The 18,859-nt window shown below is 53.2% G+C and carries 20 protein-coding genes and 3 tRNA genes; 8 read left to right on the top strand and 15 right to left on the bottom strand.

What is annotated here, in order from left to right; all coding sequences use genetic code 11:
• The first annotated feature begins 271 nt into the window (after positions 1–271).
• The gene (gene mdtK / locus AB4K05_RS08155) at positions 272–1,645 is read left to right on the top strand and encodes an MdtK family multidrug efflux MATE transporter (RefSeq protein ID WP_368479479.1); all 1,374 of its coding nucleotides are present in this window, start codon (positions 272–274) and stop codon (positions 1,643–1,645) included.
• Between the two features lie 49 nt (positions 1,646–1,694).
• Here the strand turns inward: mdtK and zinT are convergent, their stop codons facing one another.
• Positions 1,695–2,342, bottom strand: a complete 648-nt coding sequence (gene zinT, locus AB4K05_RS08150; protein ID WP_368479478.1) for a metal-binding protein ZinT — start codon at positions 2,340–2,342, stop codon at positions 1,695–1,697.
• A gap of 278 nt (positions 2,343–2,620) precedes the next feature.
• On the opposite strand from zinT, the gene AB4K05_RS08145 reads away from it, so the two are divergent.
• The 3 genes from AB4K05_RS08145 to AB4K05_RS08135 all read left to right on the top strand — a co-directional run bounded on the left by AB4K05_RS08145 (position 2,621) and on the right by AB4K05_RS08135 (position 2,859).
• Positions 2,621–2,697 (top strand) — tRNA-Val (locus AB4K05_RS08145).
• 4 nt (positions 2,698–2,701) lie between these two features.
• Positions 2,702–2,778, top strand: a tRNA-Val gene (locus tag AB4K05_RS08140).
• 4 nt (positions 2,779–2,782) lie between these two features.
• Positions 2,783–2,859: transfer RNA gene (locus AB4K05_RS08135), tRNA-Val, on the top strand.
• Positions 2,860–2,915: 56 nt separating this feature from the next.
• Here the strand turns inward: AB4K05_RS08135 and AB4K05_RS08130 are convergent.
• The 4 genes from AB4K05_RS08130 to AB4K05_RS08115 form a co-directional block, all read right to left on the bottom strand.
• The gene (locus AB4K05_RS08130) at positions 2,916–3,233 is read right to left on the bottom strand and encodes a putative quinol monooxygenase (protein ID WP_368479477.1); all 318 of its coding nucleotides are present in this window, start codon (positions 3,231–3,233) and stop codon (positions 2,916–2,918) included.
• A 156-nt stretch (positions 3,234–3,389) separates the two neighbouring features.
• A complete protein-coding gene (gene pspE / locus AB4K05_RS08125) occupies positions 3,390–3,728 on the bottom strand; it encodes a thiosulfate sulfurtransferase PspE (RefSeq protein WP_368479476.1) in 339 nt (112 codons plus the stop codon).
• A 103-nt stretch (positions 3,729–3,831) separates the two neighbouring features.
• A complete protein-coding gene (locus AB4K05_RS08120; RefSeq protein WP_368479475.1) occupies positions 3,832–4,239 on the bottom strand; it encodes a cupin domain-containing protein in 408 nt (135 codons plus the stop codon).
• Positions 4,240–4,540: 301 nt separating this feature from the next.
• Positions 4,541–4,747: a glycogen synthesis protein GlgS gene (locus AB4K05_RS08115; RefSeq protein WP_368479474.1), complete on the bottom strand. Its 207-nt coding sequence runs from the start codon at positions 4,745–4,747 to the stop codon at positions 4,541–4,543.
• Positions 4,748–4,997: 250 nt separating this feature from the next.
• On the opposite strand from AB4K05_RS08115, the gene AB4K05_RS08110 reads away from it, so the two are divergent.
• Positions 4,998–5,138, top strand: coding sequence for a hypothetical protein (locus tag AB4K05_RS08110; protein WP_368479473.1), 141 nt, complete (start codon positions 4,998–5,000; stop codon positions 5,136–5,138).
• A gap of 70 nt (positions 5,139–5,208) precedes the next feature.
• Here the strand turns inward: AB4K05_RS08110 and AB4K05_RS08105 are convergent, their stop codons facing one another.
• The 6 genes from AB4K05_RS08105 to AB4K05_RS08080 all read right to left on the bottom strand — a co-directional run bounded on the left by AB4K05_RS08105 (position 5,209) and on the right by AB4K05_RS08080 (position 10,949).
• A complete protein-coding gene (locus AB4K05_RS08105; RefSeq protein WP_368479472.1) occupies positions 5,209–6,084 on the bottom strand; it encodes an NAD(P)-dependent oxidoreductase in 876 nt (291 codons plus the stop codon).
• A 113-nt stretch (positions 6,085–6,197) separates the two neighbouring features.
• Positions 6,198–7,097: a MurR/RpiR family transcriptional regulator gene (locus AB4K05_RS08100; RefSeq protein WP_368479471.1), complete on the bottom strand. Its 900-nt coding sequence runs from the start codon at positions 7,095–7,097 to the stop codon at positions 6,198–6,200.
• Complete coding sequence (locus AB4K05_RS08095) at positions 7,094–8,038, bottom strand: ABC transporter substrate-binding protein (RefSeq protein ID WP_368479724.1); 945 nt, start codon at positions 8,036–8,038, stop codon at positions 7,094–7,096. The genes AB4K05_RS08100 and AB4K05_RS08095 overlap by 4 nt, the downstream gene beginning before the upstream one ends.
• 15 nt (positions 8,039–8,053) lie before the next feature.
• Complete coding sequence (locus AB4K05_RS08090; protein WP_368479470.1) at positions 8,054–9,106, bottom strand: FecCD family ABC transporter permease; 1,053 nt, start codon at positions 9,104–9,106, stop codon at positions 8,054–8,056.
• Positions 9,103–10,128 carry a FecCD family ABC transporter permease gene (locus tag AB4K05_RS08085; RefSeq protein WP_368479469.1) on the bottom strand — a complete coding sequence of 342 codons (1,026 nt, stop codon included), beginning with the start codon at positions 10,126–10,128 and terminating at the stop codon, positions 9,103–9,105. Before AB4K05_RS08085 ends, AB4K05_RS08090 begins: the two co-directional genes overlap by 4 nt.
• Positions 10,128–10,949 (bottom strand): ABC transporter ATP-binding protein, encoded by an 822-nt coding sequence (locus AB4K05_RS08080; protein WP_368479468.1) that lies wholly within the window; start codon positions 10,947–10,949, stop codon positions 10,128–10,130. The genes AB4K05_RS08085 and AB4K05_RS08080 overlap by 1 nt, the downstream gene beginning before the upstream one ends.
• 424 nt (positions 10,950–11,373) lie before the next feature.
• Between AB4K05_RS08080 and AB4K05_RS08075 the strand changes: the two genes are divergently transcribed.
• Positions 11,374–13,542 carry a TonB-dependent siderophore receptor gene (locus tag AB4K05_RS08075; protein WP_368479467.1) on the top strand — a complete coding sequence of 723 codons (2,169 nt, stop codon included), beginning with the start codon at positions 11,374–11,376 and terminating at the stop codon, positions 13,540–13,542.
• Between the two features lie 166 nt (positions 13,543–13,708).
• Complete coding sequence (locus AB4K05_RS08070; protein ID WP_368479723.1) at positions 13,709–14,635, top strand: L,D-transpeptidase family protein; 927 nt, start codon at positions 13,709–13,711, stop codon at positions 14,633–14,635.
• Positions 14,636–14,725: 90 nt separating this feature from the next.
• Here AB4K05_RS08070 and bhsA read toward each other — a convergent pair whose 3' ends face one another.
• Positions 14,726–14,983, bottom strand: a complete 258-nt coding sequence (gene bhsA, locus AB4K05_RS08065) for a multiple stress resistance protein BhsA (RefSeq protein ID WP_318242471.1) — start codon at positions 14,981–14,983, stop codon at positions 14,726–14,728.
• A 243-nt stretch (positions 14,984–15,226) separates the two neighbouring features.
• Here bhsA and AB4K05_RS08060 point away from each other — a divergent pair, with 243 nt between their 5' ends.
• Entirely contained in the window at positions 15,227–15,865 is a 639-nt protein-coding gene (locus tag AB4K05_RS08060) for a TetR/AcrR family transcriptional regulator (protein ID WP_368479466.1), read from the top strand.
• A 54-nt stretch (positions 15,866–15,919) separates the two neighbouring features.
• Here the strand turns inward: AB4K05_RS08060 and AB4K05_RS08055 are convergent, their stop codons facing one another.
• From AB4K05_RS08055 to ycfP, 3 genes are all read right to left on the bottom strand, one after another.
• Positions 15,920–16,456, bottom strand: coding sequence for a glycine zipper 2TM domain-containing protein (locus AB4K05_RS08055; RefSeq protein WP_368479465.1), 537 nt, complete (start codon positions 16,454–16,456; stop codon positions 15,920–15,922).
• Positions 16,457–16,721: 265 nt separating this feature from the next.
• Positions 16,722–18,026: an NADH-quinone dehydrogenase gene (gene ndh / locus AB4K05_RS08050; RefSeq protein ID WP_368479464.1), complete on the bottom strand. Its 1,305-nt coding sequence runs from the start codon at positions 18,024–18,026 to the stop codon at positions 16,722–16,724.
• Between the two features lie 273 nt (positions 18,027–18,299).
• Positions 18,300–18,842, bottom strand: a complete 543-nt coding sequence (ycfP, locus tag AB4K05_RS08045) for an alpha/beta hydrolase YcfP (protein WP_368479463.1) — start codon at positions 18,840–18,842, stop codon at positions 18,300–18,302.
• Positions 18,843–18,859: the final 17 nt, after the last annotated feature.

Here is an 18,859-nt window from a genome sequence, read left to right as displayed (position 1 = left end):
CCGATTCATCTGCTACGCACAATAGCAGTTGAGAAAACAGGTTGCTACCTTCCGCAAGCTGCCTCTCATTTTTTGACTAGATTAAAAGCAAATCCTCGCTACAATATCGGAGTCATGTTCTAAGGATTACGAGTCGCAGTCATCTCATCCGCGACTCGATAGGCGACGAGCATTTTCCTCTATTTTTTCTTCTTGCTGCCAGTATGGCGGCTTTTCTGTCTCCCGTACCCGCTGTACGGCGAGAATAAATAACAACAATACAGGTGTTAACGTGCAGAAGTACTTTGTCGAAGCGCGTCAGTTATTATCTCTGGCTATCCCGGTTATCCTTGCGCAGGTTGCCCAAACGGCAATGGGATTCGTCGATACCGTTATGGCAGGTGGTTACAGCGCCACTGACATGGCTGCGGTAGCGATCGGTACCTCTATTTGGCTGCCGGCCATTCTCTTTGGTCACGGGTTATTGCTGGCGTTGACGCCGGTTATCGCCCAACTAAACGGTTCAGGCCGTCGTGACCGCATCGCAATGCAGGTGCGTCAGGGATTCTGGCTGGCGGGATTTGTCTCCGTGCTTATCATGGTTGTGCTGTGGAATGCGGGTTACATTATTCGCTCGATGCACAATATTGACCCTGCTCTCGCGGATAAAGCCGTAGGCTATCTGCGCGCGCTGCTATGGGGCGCTCCGGGGTATCTCTTTTTCCAGGTTGCACGTAACCAATGCGAAGGGTTGGCGAAAACCAAGCCGGGCATGGTGATGGGCTTTATTGGCCTGCTGGTGAATATTCCGGTCAACTACATCTTTATTTACGGTCATTTTGGGATGCCTGAGCTGGGCGGCGTGGGCTGCGGCGTGGCAACTGCCGCAGTTTACTGGGTGATGTTCTTGAGCATGTCGTATTACCGACATCATGCAGGCTCAATGCGTGATATTCGCAACACAGAACGGTTTTCCCGCCCCGATCCCGTTATTCTCAAACGCCTGACGACTCTGGGGCTGCCTATTGCGCTGGCGTTGTTCTTTGAAGTGACGCTGTTTGCCGTCGTCGCTCTGTTAGTATCACCGCTGGGAATCGTCGATGTCGCCGGGCACCAGATCGCACTGAACTTTAGTTCACTGATGTTCGTTCTGCCGATGTCACTTGCCGGAGCGGTCACTATCCGAGTCGGTTTCCGCCTTGGTCAAGGTTCGACGGCCGACGCTCAGGTTTCCGCACGTACAGGTTTGTGCGTTGGCCTATGTATGGCGATGTGTACCGCCATTTTCACGACCTTGATGCGTACGCACATTGCCCTGCTGTATAACGACAATCCTGAAGTCGTCACGCTGGCCGCGCAGCTCATGCTGCTGGCGGCGCTGTATCAACTTTCTGATTCAGTGCAGGTTATCGGCAGCGGCATTCTGCGAGGTTATAAAGATACGCGTTCGATCTTCTTTATTACCTTTATCGCTTACTGGGTTCTGGGTTTACCATGCGGCTACGTGCTGGCGCTGACCGATCTGGTGGTGGAGAGAATGGGTCCTGCTGGGTTCTGGTGGGGCTTTATCATTGGCCTGACCGCGGCGGCGGTAATGATGATGCTACGTATGCGCTTCCTGCAACGCCAGCCGGATACGGTCATCCTCCAGCGCGCCTCGCGTTAATACCGGGCTAAGTTGCGTAAGCCCGGCGTCGGGCTTACGCGATAAAACCTTAGTGATGCAGCATCTCATCAACAACCTGCTGTTTGGTCAACTGGTACGGATAGTAGGTCGGCCAGTTGTCCATCTCCTCCAGCAGCGCTTCTTGTGATTGATTCCCCATAAAGATGTGGAAATGCGCGGATTTGCGCGGCGCAATAATATGGTCGCTAAACTGCACATACTTCGGCGCACCGGTGTTTGCCTGCTGGCACTCAAACAGATAGCGAACGCCCTGTTTACCTGAAGCGTAAGTGAGTACCTTATGCCCGCTGTAGCGATACTGACAGGTGCTCACCTTCTCACCCACGTGAAACTCCATCACGCCGTTTTCAATGCCTATCATCGTGACATCGGTCGCGTAGCCTTTCCGATAGTACTCTTTGATTTCCGCAAAGGTTTTACCCGACTGTTTCTCAGCTTTCTGTTTGAATACCGGATCCAGATCGCCGGATAACAGATAACCATTAACCGACTCCCAAATCCCTTCCCAATCGGTAAGCGAACGGTCCTTCACCTCTTTGAGGTCAAAAATCCCTTCTGCTGCTTTTTGTTCCACTTCCGTTAACGGCTTACCGTGGTCGTGGTGCCCATGCGCGAGGGCCTGAGTGCCGAATAACAGCCCCGCTAACGTTACGCCGATTTTAATTGTCTGCTTCACCCGTTTTATTTCCTTCTCCGCTGCAATAGGTGAAAATGTTATAACATAACATTTCATAGTGCAACAACGAGCGTCTGAATGTGTCGCAGATAAATTCCGCACACTAACCGTGAAAAATGTGACGTTAAAATACAAAGAGTTCGGCGCGATTCCCGCTATTGCGGGAAAATACGCCAGAGATGGGCAAAAGTTCTCCAGTCACGTGAAATCAAACATTTTCCGCTTGCCACAACCGATGTCTGCCGCTAATATTCGTCCCCGTTGCCGCAAGCAATAATGCGTTCGTAGCTCAGTTGGTTAGAGCACCACCTTGACATGGTGGGGGTCGTTGGTTCGAGTCCAATCGAACGCACCATTTTGCGTTTATAGCTCAGTTGGTTAGAGCACCACCTTGACATGGTGGGGGTCGTTGGTTCGAGTCCAATTAAACGCACCATTACGCGTTCGTAGCTCAGTTGGTTAGAGCACCACCTTGACATGGTGGGGGTCGTTGGTTCGAGTCCAATCGAACGCACCATATCTTCTCTGATATGGCGCATATTTTCCTATCTAATTTAAAATCCCGTGTTTACGCTAGAGTGCAGTCAAACGTTGAACGTTAAGACTTTGCAACTTGCCATCCAGAATTTCTAGAAAATCATCGTGATATGACATCGCAACATGCTTAACCAAGTCTTGCTCTGATTTCCAGCGCTCAATAAACACAAACGACACCGCCCCTTCATTCGCCAGATTCCGAACATCTGCAATCACACGGCTCTCATGCAAATCGTATTGCAGGCATCCAGCTTCCTGATGCGTGAGCGGCACCATGGTTTGCGCTGCTTTTCGGATGGTCGCGATATGTTCAGGGAAAGGCGTCAACGTGGCAACGATCTTAACTTCGCTCATTGGAAATCCTTGATTTATCGATGATGCCCTGAGACCAAACCCCAGAGCCTGAATCATTCAGGCTAGCAGCGCGCGGGCTTTTGCGCCAACCATAACACGCCCCGACAGAACGTCGGAGCGTGGCGGGAAGAGTGACGTATCCAGCGAGCCAAAAGGCTATTTCACCAGCGTCACTTTTTTCTCAACGTCTTTTAAACCGCCTTCATTCACTGCGTTTTTATAGCCCATGTTCTGCAGCAGTGTTTCGGCTTTGCCCGACTGGTTGCCAGTATTGCAGTACAGATAGAGCGTATCATTTTTATCCTGGGTGACTTCGCCAATCCGCTGAGCCAGTTGTTTTAGCGGAATATTCACCGCGCCCTGTACGTGGGTTTCCTGGTACTGATCCGGGGTACGAACATCGATCCAGTGTTCTGCCGCCCATACCGACGCGGTGGTCATCAGCATCGTGCTTGCAAGGATAGCGTTTTTCAGCAACCGAACGTTTACGAGCATCTTTTTCCTCTCCATTGATTTAGACGCCGCATTATAACCATGACTTTACTCAGGCTTAGTCGACATCGAGCACAAAAGCAGGATTACAAACGTCATCATCCGGTTATGGCAACCGTAGGTAATCTTCATCACTGACGGGTTCAAGCCACTCGTTCGACGCCCCTTGTGCTGGAACTTCTATCGCAATATGGGCAAACCAGCTATCGTGCGCCGCGCCGTGCCAATGCTTCGTTCCCGGAGGAATATTCACCACATCACCGGTTTTCAGCTCGCGAGCCGCCTCGCCCCAGGCCTGATACCAGCCGCGTCCGCCGGTTATCAGCAGGATTTGCCCGCCTTGGTGATGGATATGCCAAAAATTTCGGCAGCCCGGTTCAAATGCCACATTGCCAATCGTCACGCCTTCACGTGATAGCATGGTCAGATAGCTAGTGCCGGTGAAGTATTTAGCATAGGCTTCATTCTTTTCGCCGCGTGGGAACACGCTGTTGCCATCAAATATCTCGTCCATAGTTGCTCCATTAGCTCTGCTCATAGATTCGCGGGGGTTTCATTCGCGCTTTACCACAAAGTGGAAGAATGAAAATTATAGTGAGTTGACATAGGCTTGATTAGACGGGGAAATGAGAACTGACCTATGAACAAATTTCATGAATGAGGAACTGCGCGGTTTGTCCTTAAACGCGCCCTCATGGTGGTCTCACCTATCGTGGCGCCGTGGATATTCCCGAAAAAAGCCGCTCTTGAAAAATAAAAACGGGCACGTTTATGTGCCCGCTCTCAGCAAAATGGGCCGCCCGGCCCGTTGGTCATTAACACACTTCTAGCGCTTGCGCTTTCACTCGCGCAGCCTGCTTTCGATAATGTTCATAGCGTTCCTGAAACCACACGCTCTGCTGCTGGCTCATGTTTCCCGTGACCGCGTGGATATCAACAGGCTGGCCCAACGATTGCATTCGCGCAAAACTGCGGGCCAGAAAATCAAAATTCGCTAATTCCTGTGGAGTCTGTTTCTGCATGGCATATCCCTCCGAACTGGTTTTGTTTTCAAGGTTATATGCTTTCCTGTTTCCAGTATTCGCCTGTTGCCGACTATTTTTTGTACTCTACGTGCGCTTTTACCACGCGTTACTTCACACTTTGGATTTCTATTAGGCATCGACGCGCGCTTTGTGCTGCTATCGCGTCGGATGTGTTTCGCGGCTACATCAAACAACATTTTTGCAATATACTGTGACGAGTGTAGAACAATCTGAATACAGGTGACGAATGGAAATAGATATCGATAATCTGGTCTTTGATGGGCTGGAAGAGGCACAAGAGCGCAATGCAGAACGTCTGGACGAAGCAGACAAGAAGGCAGAAGCGATTATCGCCGACGATGACTGCGGCGACGCCTGCAAAATTTAATCATTAAAACCGGCATACGATGCCGGTTTTTTATTTGGTGAAATGTATTTCCATTTCGGTCACAAATTGGTTAACCCCGGCGAGCGTTATCAAGCCAGGCGAAAACCGCAGCCAAGTCCTGCTCTGCCAAACCGTTATCAGCCGCCTGCGCCCACAGATGGGTGATGTTGTCCATCATCGGCATGGTCCCTTGGGCAGCATTAGCCAGCGCCAGACGCGCATCTTTCAAAGCGTGTTGCAGCTGCATTTGCGGGGTGTAATCATCTTGGCGAATCATCTCTAGTTTCCCCTTCACGTACGGCGCCGCCAGCGGCCCGCCTTCTAGGGTTTCCCAGAGCTGATTTGGCGTAAAACCAAACTGCTTCGCCAACTGCATGCTTTCTGCCACGCCCTGCATCATGGCAATCAGCCACGCGTTTATCACCAGCTTCATTTTCTGACTGCTGCCCGCTTCGCCGTACCACTGCGTGCCGCGCGAGATGGCGTCGAATACCGTCTGCGCCGCCTGTGCGCGAGAGCTATCACCGCTGGCCATCACTAGGATCTGCGCGTTTTCTGCTGGCGCTTTGGTACCGGAAACCGGAGCGTCGAGATACAACATATCCGGACGCAGCGTTTCAAGTAGCGCGATGGCCGCTGCGGTTTCTTGGATTCCAATCGTCCCCATCTGACAGAAGGTCGCCCCCGGTGGGCAAGATGGCGTGATGGCGCGGATAATCGACTCCGTCGCTTCGCCATCGGTCAGCATGGCGATAACAACCTGCGCGTCAACAACCGCCTGCTTCGCATCGTTATGAAGCTGTAGGCCTTGTGCTTTTAGATCCTCACCGCGACCCGGCGTACGGTTCCAGCCATATACCGTAAAGCCTTTCTTCAGCAAATTAGCCGCAAATGCGTGCCCCATTGCGCCCAATCCCAGAACTGCTACCGCTGGCAATGCCTTCATCTCGCTACCTCATTGACTCGTTCGTTTTTGCTAGCCTGATGATTATCCAAACAAAATGCAAACGGATAATCGAGTCAGCTCACGTAAAATTTAAGCGAGATACGCTGCTAAGTTTACCCTTTTCGGCCGCCCGACTTGCCAATGGCCTTATGCAGGTCATTAATACGCTTCATCGAGCGAATTGTGCGTTGAGACGCAGTCGAGGCGACTGACAGGACCAGCATCTCAAGGCATACCATCACGGTGCCGTGCAGCGGTACGCGGCCATTCTCACCTCGCGGTACGTGGATAACGACCTGCGACATTTCGCTAAAACGCGAGTCTGTTGCCTGGGTCAGTAGAATGGTAGGGATCCCCAAACGCGCGGCTTCCCGCAGCGTCGTCAGCCCTTCCCGGTGCGGCGATTTCTGCGCCATCATGATAAGCACGTCGCCGCGCTGCAAGGAGGCAATTTGCTCCGCCAGACTAAAACCGGTGCGGTTTAACACATACGATGGCAGCCCAATACGGCTAAACAGCCGCGCGGTGTATTCGGTTAAGATGCCCGATGCACCAATGCCAAACAACGCCACCTGCCGGGCATCGCTAAGTAAAGCCACCGCCTGAGCAATCGCCGAACGGTTCTCGGCATTCGCCAGCATTTCGCAGGCGCGAAGATGGCCTTCTAGTACAAAATCGATGCTAGAGTTGACATCGCTGGTCAGCGCCCCTACCGTCGAGGCCATTTTTTCCGACGAGGTAATCACCGGTCCAAACCAATGCTGGAGCGTTTGTTTAAGATCGCGCAATCCGGCAAATCCTAGTGCCTGAATGGCCCGCACCACCGTAGCGTCCGAGGTCTGCGTCGCAGCAGCAATTTCCATTGCCGTATGATCCAGCACCGCCTCACGGTTATCGTCAATCCAGTTCACCACCGCCAGCAAGCGAGGCGAAAGTTGCGTTGTGCGGCTACGCAGACGCTCACCAAACAGGTCAACCCGACGTTTTTCTTTACGCGTTGAGACTGGGTTCATTGGCTCTCCTTAGGCATAGGACGACCGGCAATCTGTGATTGCACCTCAGCCACCAGCAGGCTAAGCGCCGCGTAGGAGTTGGAAATCACCTCTTCACGCGGCAGCAGGATATAGTGCCCGCTGTGGCAGGCCTGCACAAAATCACACCATCCAGGCATCACTTTCTCCATATCATTAAGTTCATCCTGCGGTTTGCCGCCGGTATCAGAACGCCAGGTGGCAAAGAGAAAGTCCGCATCGAGCTCGGGCAGTTGTTCGGCGCTGACGTCAATACGCTGACCGTCAGGAATACGCTCAATCAGCGGCGGGAAGCGGAAGCCGGCATCACGCAACACCCGTCCAAGCGAGTGGTAAGAGTGATGGACCGTAACTTTGCCATTATTGGCCTGAATCACCGAAACGCTGATTTTCGCGGTATCAATAGTCTGTTTGAGCTGCTGGATTTGCGCTTGATAACGTCTGTCGAGCACCGCCAGCCGCGCCTGCGTACCGGTCAACTGCGCCAGCTTGCTATAAATGCGCGGCGCGCTGCCAAGCAGATGGTCGATGCTCACCGTCGGGGCGATTTTCGCCAGTTGCTCAATGGGTACGTTGCGGTTGGGCTCGGTAATGATGAGGTCGGGCTTTGCCGCCGCGACCGCTTCGAGATCGATATCCGCGGTGCCGATAAATTTGATATCGCTGTTATCAAAATCAACGCCGGTCAGCTGCGCGCTGGAGCGCAGGAAGTGGCTGCCGTCGGGGCGTGTGCGGCCGTGGCTGGCAACCGGGGGCACACCGAGTTCAATCAGCGGAATGGTAATATCGAGATCGTGCATCGACACAATGCGCTGCGGCTTTATCGGCACCTGCACGACGCGCCCAAGATCGTCAGTGAACGCCTGAGTTTGCGCACTCGCCGCCGCGCTAACCAGCCAGATAAAAGACAACAGGCCACGCATAGTCATACCAACTCCTTACAAAGCGTCGCGCCGACGCCACAGCAATAAAATAAAAAACGGGCAGCCAATCAGCGAAATGATGATCCCTGCCGGGATTTGCAGCGGCGCAAAAGCCAACCGCCCAATGGTGTCGGTCAGCAGCACCAGCAATGCGCCAATTAACGCGCTGCCGCTGAGCAGCGCCACCTGACCGCCACGCAGTAAAAATCGCGCCATATGTGGCGCCATTAGCCCCACAAATCCGAGGCTGCCCACGCAGGAGACGCTAGCTGCTGTTAACAGCACCGGCGCAAAGAAACGCAGTAACGTCAGGCGAGACAAACGCACACCTAGCCCACAGGACATCTGATCACCCAGCATGGCAACGTCCGCTGCACGCGCGGTCAGGTACAGCACCAGTGCGGCGGGAAGCGCCCACATCACGGCCACGCCCAGTAGCGGCCAGGTTGCCGCGTGGAGACTGCCAGCAAGCCAGGTCATGGCCGTCTGAACATCGCGGATATCCGCAGTCGTGACAAACAGCCCCATCGCTGCCGACAGCGCCCAAGAGATGCCGATACCAATCAGAATAAAGCGTGGCCTTGAAAGATCCCGGGCCAGAACAATAACCAGTAGCGCCACCGTCAGACCACCGAGCATACCGACCACGGGACGCCAGGCCAGGCTGAGTGAAGGGAATGCCAGAATCAGCGTCAGCACCACGACGCTTGTGCCCTCTTTCACGCCAATCAGCCCGGGATCGGCAAGGCCATTACGGGTTATCGACTGCATTGCCGCTCCGGCAAGCCCCAACATGCCCCCGCAAAAGATAGCCATCAGCAGTCGTGGCAGTCGGATATCGCGGACGATATAGGTTTGCTGCGCGCTTAGCGCTTCCGGGTAGAAAAGCGCCCGAGCAATGGCACCAGTGGGAATGGGCAGCGTGCCACGCGTCATGCCATAAAGCAGCAACAGCGCTATCAACGCGGCCATCACCGCGGCAATTTTTAAAAGTTTGGGGCGCACTAGCATGCGTAACGGCCCAAACTTGAGCAGCGAGAATCCCGCTTTTGTCACGGCTCGCGTCATTTAAAGAACCTCACGGCAATAACGATAAAGACAGGTGCACCCACTAGGGCCGTCATCACGCCGGTTGCCAACTCCTGTGGAGCCAGCAGCCAACGGGCGAGAATATCCGCTAGCAGTAGCAGCAGCGCACCGGTAGGAATCGCCAGCAGCAGTCCGGTACGAATATCCTGTCCCGCCCAACGACGGATCGCGTGCGGGACCACCAGTCCGATAAAGCCCACGGGACCAGCCACTGACACCGCCGCCCCGCAAAGCAGTGCAATCGCGATAACGCCCAGCACACGGGTGCGTGCCACCGCCACGCCAAGCCCACTGGCCACGCTGTCACCAAAGGCAAGAATATTCAGCCGCGGTGCGATAAACGCCGCCAGCAGCAAGCCGCAAAGTGCCGGGAGACTTGCCATCTGCAGCGTGGTAACCGAGATTCCGGCTAAGTCACCGGCAAGCCAGGTGCGCATCGCCTGCAGCGTTTGTTCGTCGAGGATTAAGATGGAAGCGGTCACCGCCGAAGCAAACGCCGATAGAGCGACTCCGCAGAGGGTGATTTTCATCGCGGTTGCCCCGACGCGCCCGGCGCTCGCCAACAGCATCACGAGTCCAAACAGCAGCGCGGCCCCACATGCCGCCGTCAGCGGACGGTTAATTCCCCATTCGCCAAATGAGACTCCCGCCGCCGAACAGGCAACCACCGCCAGCGTCGCCCCAGCGTTCAGACCAAGAATATGCGGCTCACCCAGCGGATTACGCACCACGGTTTGCAGCAATAACCCGGCAGCCCCCAGCGCCGCGCCGGTCAGCAAAGCCGCAAGCAAGCGTGTTAAGCGCAGGCTGACAATAATGCGGTGCTCAAAATTACGCGGGTCATAATGCCAAAATGCCTCGACCACGACCTTTGGTGCGATAGGTCGCGCCCCAAGGCCAAGATGAATAATCGCCCCCACGCACAATAGGACGCTCACCAGCAACAGTGCCCATAGAGGACGCGCGGTTCTCCGTCGCGGCAACACGCTATGCGTGACCATCAGCAAGGTTCCCGGCGAGAGCAGAACGGCATAAACAGCGGTCTTCCGGTTTGCGGGTTGTCGAGCATCTGCACGTCAACCTCGAACACCTGTTTAATCATTTCAGGTGTGCACGATTGCCCTTCATCAACGATATGGGCAATGCGCCCTTGTTTCATAAAGACCAGCGTGTCGGCGTAATTGACGGCAAAGTTAAGGTCGTGCAGCACGGTAATCACGGTACGTCCGTGTTCGCGCGTTAGTTGCTGGAGGAGTTCAAGAATGTCCACCTGGTAGCGCAAGTCAAGCCAGGTGGTCGGTTCATCAAGCAAAATGGTGGCGGTTTGCTGGGCCAATGCCATCGCTATCCAGCACCGTTGCCGCTGACCACCGGAGAGACTGTCTACCGGCAGATGCGCAAATTCCAGCGTGTTGGTGAGACGTAGCGCCTCTTCCACGGCCTGCTCATCTTCCTCCGACCACTGGCGAATAAGCCCCTGCCACGGATAGCGTCCGCGGGATACCAGCTCAAATACCGTGAGTCCTTCCGGCGTTAACGGCGACTGCGGCAGCAACCCCAGCTGGCGGGCCACCTGCTTCGTTGGCTGCTGGTGAATGTCGCGGCCATCGAGTCGAACGCAACCGCCCAACGGTTTTAGCATCCGCGCCATAGTGTTAAGTAAAGTGGATTTGCCGGAACCGTTAGCACCCGCCAGCACCGTCATTTTGCCGACAGGAACGGTCAGGTTGATGTTATTAACGATGCACTGGTTGCCGTATCCAGCACTCAGGGACTCCAGCACAATCCCGCGTTCTAATGGGGCATCTTGCCGCTGTGGCATGTTTCTCTCTCTCCGGCCGCAACGACGTGGTATCGTTCTGCACTATAAATAAATCTCATTCTCTTTTGATCATGCAGCGTCGTAATGTAGTAGTCAAGCGCACTACATTACCGTTTCATTTCATAGGGTCTTTGCTATGACCTTCGCGTATTTTGGATGCCTTAAAAAAACAAACTCATTTAAATTCAATTAATAACAAAATAATTATTTTTGATGCCACCCCCGTCCTGGTGCGTTTTTGTTGTTGGATAAATTTATTGCCCCGCGCATTTACTACTACATTTGCGCATGATTGAATGATTCTCAATTACACATCCTGAACGTCAGTGGTTGACGTAAACGGATTTTGTTCGCGATTCAGGGCAATGACTTTTATCACTTTTCGCTGCTTCGATTAGGCAGTTTTTTCATGGGAAACAGACAGATGACACAGCTCTCCCCGACGTTCACGGGAAAAACCGGGCGCACACTTTTTTCACTGCTTTTTCTGGGAGCGGTCAGCTCCCCTTCGCTGATGGCGGCCGAAACCAACGCCCGCGGTGATGAGACTAAAAAAGAAGAAGCGATGACGGTTGTTGGCACGTCTCAGGCCGACCAGACCGTCACCGATGGCTATCAGCCAATAAGCAGTGCTACGGCAACGCTCACCAACATGCCATTGCTTGATATTCCGCAGGTAGTGAATACCGTTAGTGATAAAGTCCTTGAAGATCAGCATGCCACATCGCTTGATGAGGCGCTGTATAACGTGGCAAACGTAGTACAAACCAACACGCTTGGCGGCACTCAGGACGCGTTTACCCGCCGTGGTTTCGGTGCTAACCGCGATGGTTCAATCATGACCAACGGCCTGCGCACCGTGCTGCCGCGCAGCTTTAACGCCGCTACATCACGCGTTGAAGTGCTCAAAGGCCCGGCCTCTACCCTGTATGGGATCCTAGACCCAGGTGGGCTGATTAACGTGGTCACTAAACGCCCAGAGCGCACATTCTCGGGCGATATTTCAGCAACCTCAAGCAGCTTTGGCGGTGGTACGGGACAGGTTGATGTCACCGGCCCAATTGAAGGCACTCAATTGGCCTATCGCCTTGTTGGCGAATACCAGAATGAAGATTACTGGCGCAACTTTGGCAAAGAACGTAGCACCTTCATCGCGCCGTCGCTGACCTGGTTTGGCGACGATGCTACGGTCAACGTCTCTTGGTCGCACCGCAGCTATCATACGCCATTCGATCGCGGCACTATTTTTGATTTAGATACCGGACGCGCGGTCAACGTGCCACGTAACGAGCGTTTTGACGAACCGTTTAACATCACCAACGGCGACTCAGATCTGGCGCAGGTGAATGCCGAATACCGTCTCAACGACGAATGGACCGCCCGCTTTGATTACGGTTTTAGCCAAGACAAATACAGCGATAATCAGGCGCGAGTGATGGCCTACGATGCGAAAACCGGCGATCTGACACGCCGGGTCGACGCCACCCAGGGGTCAACGCAACGGATGCACTCCACCCGCGCAGATTTGCAGGGTAACGTGGTCATTGGCGGCTTCTACAACGAAATTCTTGGCGGCATCGCCTATGAGAATTACGATCTGCTGCGCACCGACATGATCCGCTGTAAGAACGTGAAAAAGAGCCTCAATATCTACAATCCGGTGTACGGCACGCTGGATAAATGCACCAGCGTTTCGGCCGCCGACAGCGACCAGCGTATTCAGCAGGAAACCTACGCGACCTATCTGCAAGACGCGCTGTATCTTACTGACAAATGGATTGCCGTCGCGGGTGTGCGCTACCAGTACTATACCCAGTATGCCGGTAAAGGCCGTCCATTTAACGTGAATACCGACAGCCAAGATGAGAAGCTGACGCCGAAGTTTGGCATGGTGTATAAACTGACGCCAAGCGTATCGCTGTTCGGCAACGTCGCGCAGTCGTTTATGCCGCAGTCATCGATCGCGAGCTACATTGGCAACCTACCGCCAGAAGAGTCTACCGCATATGAAGTGGGGGCAAAGTTCGACCTGTTTAGCGGCGTGACGTCGAACATTACCTTCTTCGACATCCATAAACGTAACGTGCTGTATACCGAAACCATTGGCGATGAGACCTATGCCAAAACGGCGGGTAAAGTCCGTTCACAGGGGATTGAAGTGGATGTCGCCGGTGCGCTTACCGATAACCTGAACGTGATTGCCAGCTACGGTTATACCAACGCGAAGGTGATTGACGATCCTGACTATGCAGGTAAACCGCTGCCCAACGTCCCGCGTCATACCGGTTCAGTGTTCCTGACCTATGACTTTAACAACGTCTACGACAGTAACACCCTGACTATCGGCGGCGGTGGACACGCTCTGAGCCGCCGTTCAGGCACCAACGGCGCGGATTACTATCTGCCGGGCTATGCGGTCGCTGACGTGTTCGCTGCGTATAAGATGAAGCTACAGTATCCGGTAACGCTGCAGGTTAACGTGAAAAACCTCTTCGATAAGACTTACTACACCTCGTCTATCGCCAGCAACAACTTGGGCAACCAGATTGGCGACCCACGTGAAGTTCAATTCACGGTAAAAATGGTCTTCTAACTGTCCTGCGGCCCCGTGATGGGGCCGCCTTTACATACTCTTTCAATCGCCCTTCACTTCCCTACAGTTCCCTTACCCATAATAGTCGCTTTAACTTTTAAGCAACACTTTTCGACCTTGAGGGATACGAGTGAAACGACAGACTCTGCATTTATCGCGCTGGTTAATGGGGTTCATCCTCGCCGCCAGCGTTGCGCTGCCTGCCAGCGCCAATACTTGGCCGTTACCGGCCGCGGGCAGTCGGCTAGTCGGCGAAAACCGTTTCCACGTGGTGGAGAACAACGGCGGTTCGCTGGAAGCTATCGCCAAGAAATACAATGTCGGTTTCCTGGCGCTGTTGCAGGCAAACCCCGGCGTTGACCCTTATGTTCCCCGCCCCGGCAGCGTGCTCACCATCCCGCTGCAAACCTTGCTGCCAGACACTCCGCGCGAAGGCATCGTCCTGAATCTGGCGGAGCTGCGTCTTTACTATTATCCGCCGGGTAGCAATACCGTTACCGTTTATCCTATCGGAATTGGTCAGCTTGGCGGCACTACGGTCACGCCGACCATGGTGACGACGGTATCCGATAAACGCGCCAATCCGACCTGGACACCGACGGCAAATATTCGTGCCCGTTATAAAGCGCAAGGCATTGATCTCCCAGCGGTCATGCCCGCCGGGCCGGACAACCCAATGGGCCACCATGCGATTCGTCTGGCGGCTTACGGCGGGGTCTATTTATTGCACGGTACCAACGCTGATTTCGGTATCGGAATGCGCGTAAGCTCTGGCTGTATTCGTCTGCGTGACGGTGATATCAAAGCGCTGTTTGACAAAGTCACGCCAGGAACCAAGGTCACTATCATTAATACGCCAATCAAAGCCTCGGTTGAGCCGAACGGCGTGCATCTGGTCGAAGTCCATCAGCCGCTCTCTGAGCATATTGATGACGATCCGCAGACGCTGCCTATTGTTCTCAATGCCAGCATGAATGCGTTTAGCCAGAAGGCGAATACCGATGGTGAAGTGATGAGGAAAGTGATGGATACCCGCTCCGGGATGCCGGTTGATGTAACCCGTCACCACGATGTCGCACAGCAGAATATGTAACGGAAACACGAAAAGAAAAGGCCCTGAGCGGGTTACGCCAGGGCCTTTTTTATTGCAGTGACATAATAAGCATTATGAGGGTTTTAACGCTTATTTATAGATTACAGCGGTACCGTGGAGGGAGTTCGGACCGCTTACAGAAGTGATGCGGTACGATTTCGCGCCCATTTCATCTGCTTTCTGTGACAGCTGTTGTTCCAGTGATTCAAGGTTCGGGCCAGCGGAAGCGGCGATGTTGCCTACTTTATGCTGGTCTGCTGGAGTGGATTGCACCTGCACTGCCGCGAAGCTAGCAAATGACAGTGAGCTCAGTACGGCTGCGATGGCCAGAGTTTTTACGTTTTTCATGATTATTACCTTTGCAGATGAATTTTGTAGGTCAGACGTTATTACTTAACGATCGATAAGATAATCATAATGAGATCTGCGTCACACGTCAATGCTATTTTTATAATGACCGTTCAATAAATAGGAATTCATATATTTTTCATATGAATATGACAAATTTATTTTTATCGCAGAAGCGCTAGCCCCTGTTGTAGAATATTTTTATAATGAACGTTCACTAAAACCACTAAGGTAAACGGCACGATGACAACTGACACGCAAAGTTGCGCGAAAAAAGGCCGTGGTCGACCTAAAGTATTCGACCGGGAAGCGGCGCTTGATAAAGCGATGACGCTATTCTGGCAGTATGGCTATGAGGCAACATCACTCTCCGATCTGGTGGAAGCGACCGGTGCGAAAGCGCCAACGCTGTACGCCGAGTTCGCTAATAAAGAGGGGTTGTTCCGCGCCGTCCTCGATCACTACATCACCCATTTTGCTTCCAAAAATGAGGCATGCCTGTTTTGTGAAGAGCAGACGGTCGTCGAGGCTTTAAGAAATTACTTCACTGCGGTTGCCACTTGCTTCACCAGCAAAGACACGCCCGCAGGTTGTTTTATGATCAACACCTCTGCGGCGCTGGCGGCTTCGTCGAAAGAGATCGCCAAGACCATTAAGTCCCGGCATGCGGTACAAGAGCAGACGCTCAGCCAGTTCCTGCAATTACGCCAAACTCGCGGAGAAATTCCCGCTGAGAAAAACGTCAAAGAGCTGTCGCTGTTTCTTGGCTGTATTTTACAAGGGATGTCGATAAGCGCCCGTGAAGGGGCCAGTTTTGAAACCTTGATGCAAATCACTGAAACCACCCTGCGTCTGTGGCCGCAGATGATTGCGGTGGAATAAAAAAACGCCCCTCAATCTGACTGATTGAGGGGCGAATAGCACTCTAACGCTTTTTTAGGCTTTATTCAGTACGAGCTGCCCATTGTTATCCAATGGGATCTGGCTTCCCGGGTTTTTATCCATGCGGATTTTCCCCTGCTGGTCGCCGATTTTGTAGGTAACATCAAACCCAAGCGTTTTCTCAGATTTGTCATACACTGTCTTACAACGTTGTTCGGTGGTGGTGTAGGTGTCGTTATTCTGCAATGCGCCCTGCGCCTGATTGCCGGCATAGCCGCCGCCTAAGGCCCCGACCACGGTGGCAACATCTTTGCCTCGCCCGCCGCCAAATTGATGGCCAATGACCCCGCCCGCGACAGCCCCTAACACGGAACCGGTAATACGGTGCTCATCCTGTACTGGACGACGGTGCGTGACCGTCACGTTCCGGCACTCCTGACGCGGATTCTTCACGGTTTCCTTGATGGGTGTAGCGGAAACAACCTGCGCGTACTGTGGACGGCTGTCGAACACATTCATACTCGCCACGGCGGCAACGCCCAGTGCGGCTGCCACACCAATACCAATACCCGCCAACATAGATTTATTCACGGGACTTCCTCCTTTGTTGCTATTGCTTACAATTGTGCAACCGTTCGTTAGCAGAGCCAATCGGACAAAAACTCAAAAGCAGGGTTTTATGTTGGAATATGGGGATTTGGGAGGATTCTGAGGGTAAGTTTGGGGACTGAGCATTGCCGGATGGCGGCGTAAACGCCTTATCCGGCCTACATACAAACGAGATGCGCTGTAGGCCTGATAAGCAAAGCGCCATCAGGCAACCCGGCCAGCATGCTGGCCGGGCATTGCTTAATAATCAGTGCAGTTTGAGACGCGGACGAATGACACGGTTGATACTGCCAACCAGCATCATCAGCCCGGTTTTGCAGTAACCGTGCAGCGCAATCTGGTGCATACGGTACAACGAGATGTAGACCATACGCGCAATGCGCCCTTCAATCATCATCGAACCACGCATCAGGTTACCCATCAGGCTGCCCACGGTGGAGTAATTAGACAGGGAAACCAGTGAGCCATGATCTTTATAGCTGTAAGCTTTAAGCTCTTTGCCTTTCATCTGCGCCAGAATGTTGTTCAGTGCGCAGGTGGCCATCTGGTGCGCAGCCTGAGCGCGCGGTGGCACGAAGCCCCCTTCAGGACGGGCGCAAGAAGCGCAATCGCCAATGGCGTAAATGTCGCTATCGCGGGTCGTTTGCAGCGTTGGCTCAACCACCAGTTGGTTAATACGGTTCGTTTCCAGGCCACCAATGTCTTTCATAAAATCAGGCGCTTTGATACCTGCCGCCCAAACCATCAGATCGGCTTCAATGTATTCACCGTCTTTAGTGTGCAGACCGCCCTGATCGGCGCTGGTTACCATGGTTTGCGTCAATACGCGCACGCCCATTTTGGTCAACTCATTGTGCGCAGCACCGGAAATACGCGGCGGCAGCGCAGGCAGAATACGTTCACCGGCTTCCACCAGAGTCACATTCAGCGCTTCATTGCTGAGCCCTTTGTAGCCGTAGCTGTGCAGTTGTTTCACCGCATTGTGCAGCTCGGCAGACAGCTCAACGCCGGTGGCCCCACCGCCAACGATGGCAATGTTAACCTTACCGTTAGCGCCCAAGTTTGCTGAGTATTTCAGGAACAGATTCAGCATTTCCTGATGGAAACGACGCGCCTGATGCGGGTTATCAAGGAAGATGCAGTGTTCTTTAACACCTGGCGTGTTGAAGTCGTTGGAGGTGCTGCCCAGCGCCATGACCAGCGTGTCATACGCCAGCTTGCGTTCAGGTACCAGCAGTTCGCCCTTCTCATCGCGCAGTTCGGCAATGGTCAGCGTTTTCGCTTCGCGGTTGATGTCCATCACCGAGCCCAGCTGGAACTGGAAATGGTGGTTACGCGCGTGGGCCAGGTAGCTCAGCGCATCGACGCCCTCATCGAGTGAACCGGTTGCCACTTCATGCAACAGCGGTTTCCATAGATGACTATGGTTGCGATCTACCAGCGTGATTTTCGCTTTCTTGCCCCGGCCAAGCTTTCTACCCAGTTGAGTAGCCAGTTCCAGGCCGCCTGCACCACCACCGACAATAACAATCTTCTTGATTGGCGTAGTCATGAGACTCCCCTTAAAATTTATTAACCAATTGTTAATTAAAAGTTATAAATATAGCCTTTAATTAACAACAAGTTACTAACAAGAAACCATTCAGCTGCAATGAGAATAACATGAATGGTGCATTGGTCATACCAAAATTGATATGAATCAAGTTTTATTGCGCGGAAGTTGAACGAATGGATCTTTATGTCTTAAAAAGTAAGGCCTCGAGGTTAAAAATTAACAAAAAAAAGCCCCGACTACGGAGCCGTAGTCGGGGCTTTTCAGGCACTTTCACCCGAGGGTTTTGAAGGCCTTGATCCGCTGCAGATGCGGAGAGATGTTTTTAAACTTGTGGCCCTGCTCTTCATCCCAGATGATTTCATAGAAGTGATGCAGTAGGCCTACCGAACGCTGACTATCCAGCGCATCATCATGACGAGAAAGGATAGCCAGACAACGATCGCGGTTTTTCTCGCGGAAGTTATTCACGCACTTGGTCGCAATGTCCATGTACTCTTCCGGGCGGTCAATTTTTCCGTCCATGTTCTCATCTGGGAACAGATTCGGGTTAAACACCACCTGACGAATATCGCACAGGAAACCAATACGTTCGGCCCAGAAACCGCCAAGGCCCACGCCACAAATAAGTGGACGCTCATCGGCGCAGAGCTGCAGCATCTTGTCGACTTCTTTGAGCAGATGCTGCATATCGTGTTTCGGATGCAGCGTGCTATAGCTAATCAACCGCACGTCCGGGTCGATAAACTGCAACTGAAGAACCTTTTCATGGTTACCAGGGCTATTTGAGTCAAAACCGTGCAAATAGATAATCATCGTATCCTCACCACACC

The sequence above is a fragment of the Kluyvera sp. STS39-E genome (assembly GCF_040932435.1).
In the GTDB taxonomy this organism is placed as follows: domain Bacteria; phylum Pseudomonadota; class Gammaproteobacteria; order Enterobacterales; family Enterobacteriaceae; genus Kluyvera.
Note: the sequence above shows the minus strand (reverse complement) of the source record. Positions and strands in the feature narration are given on the sequence as shown.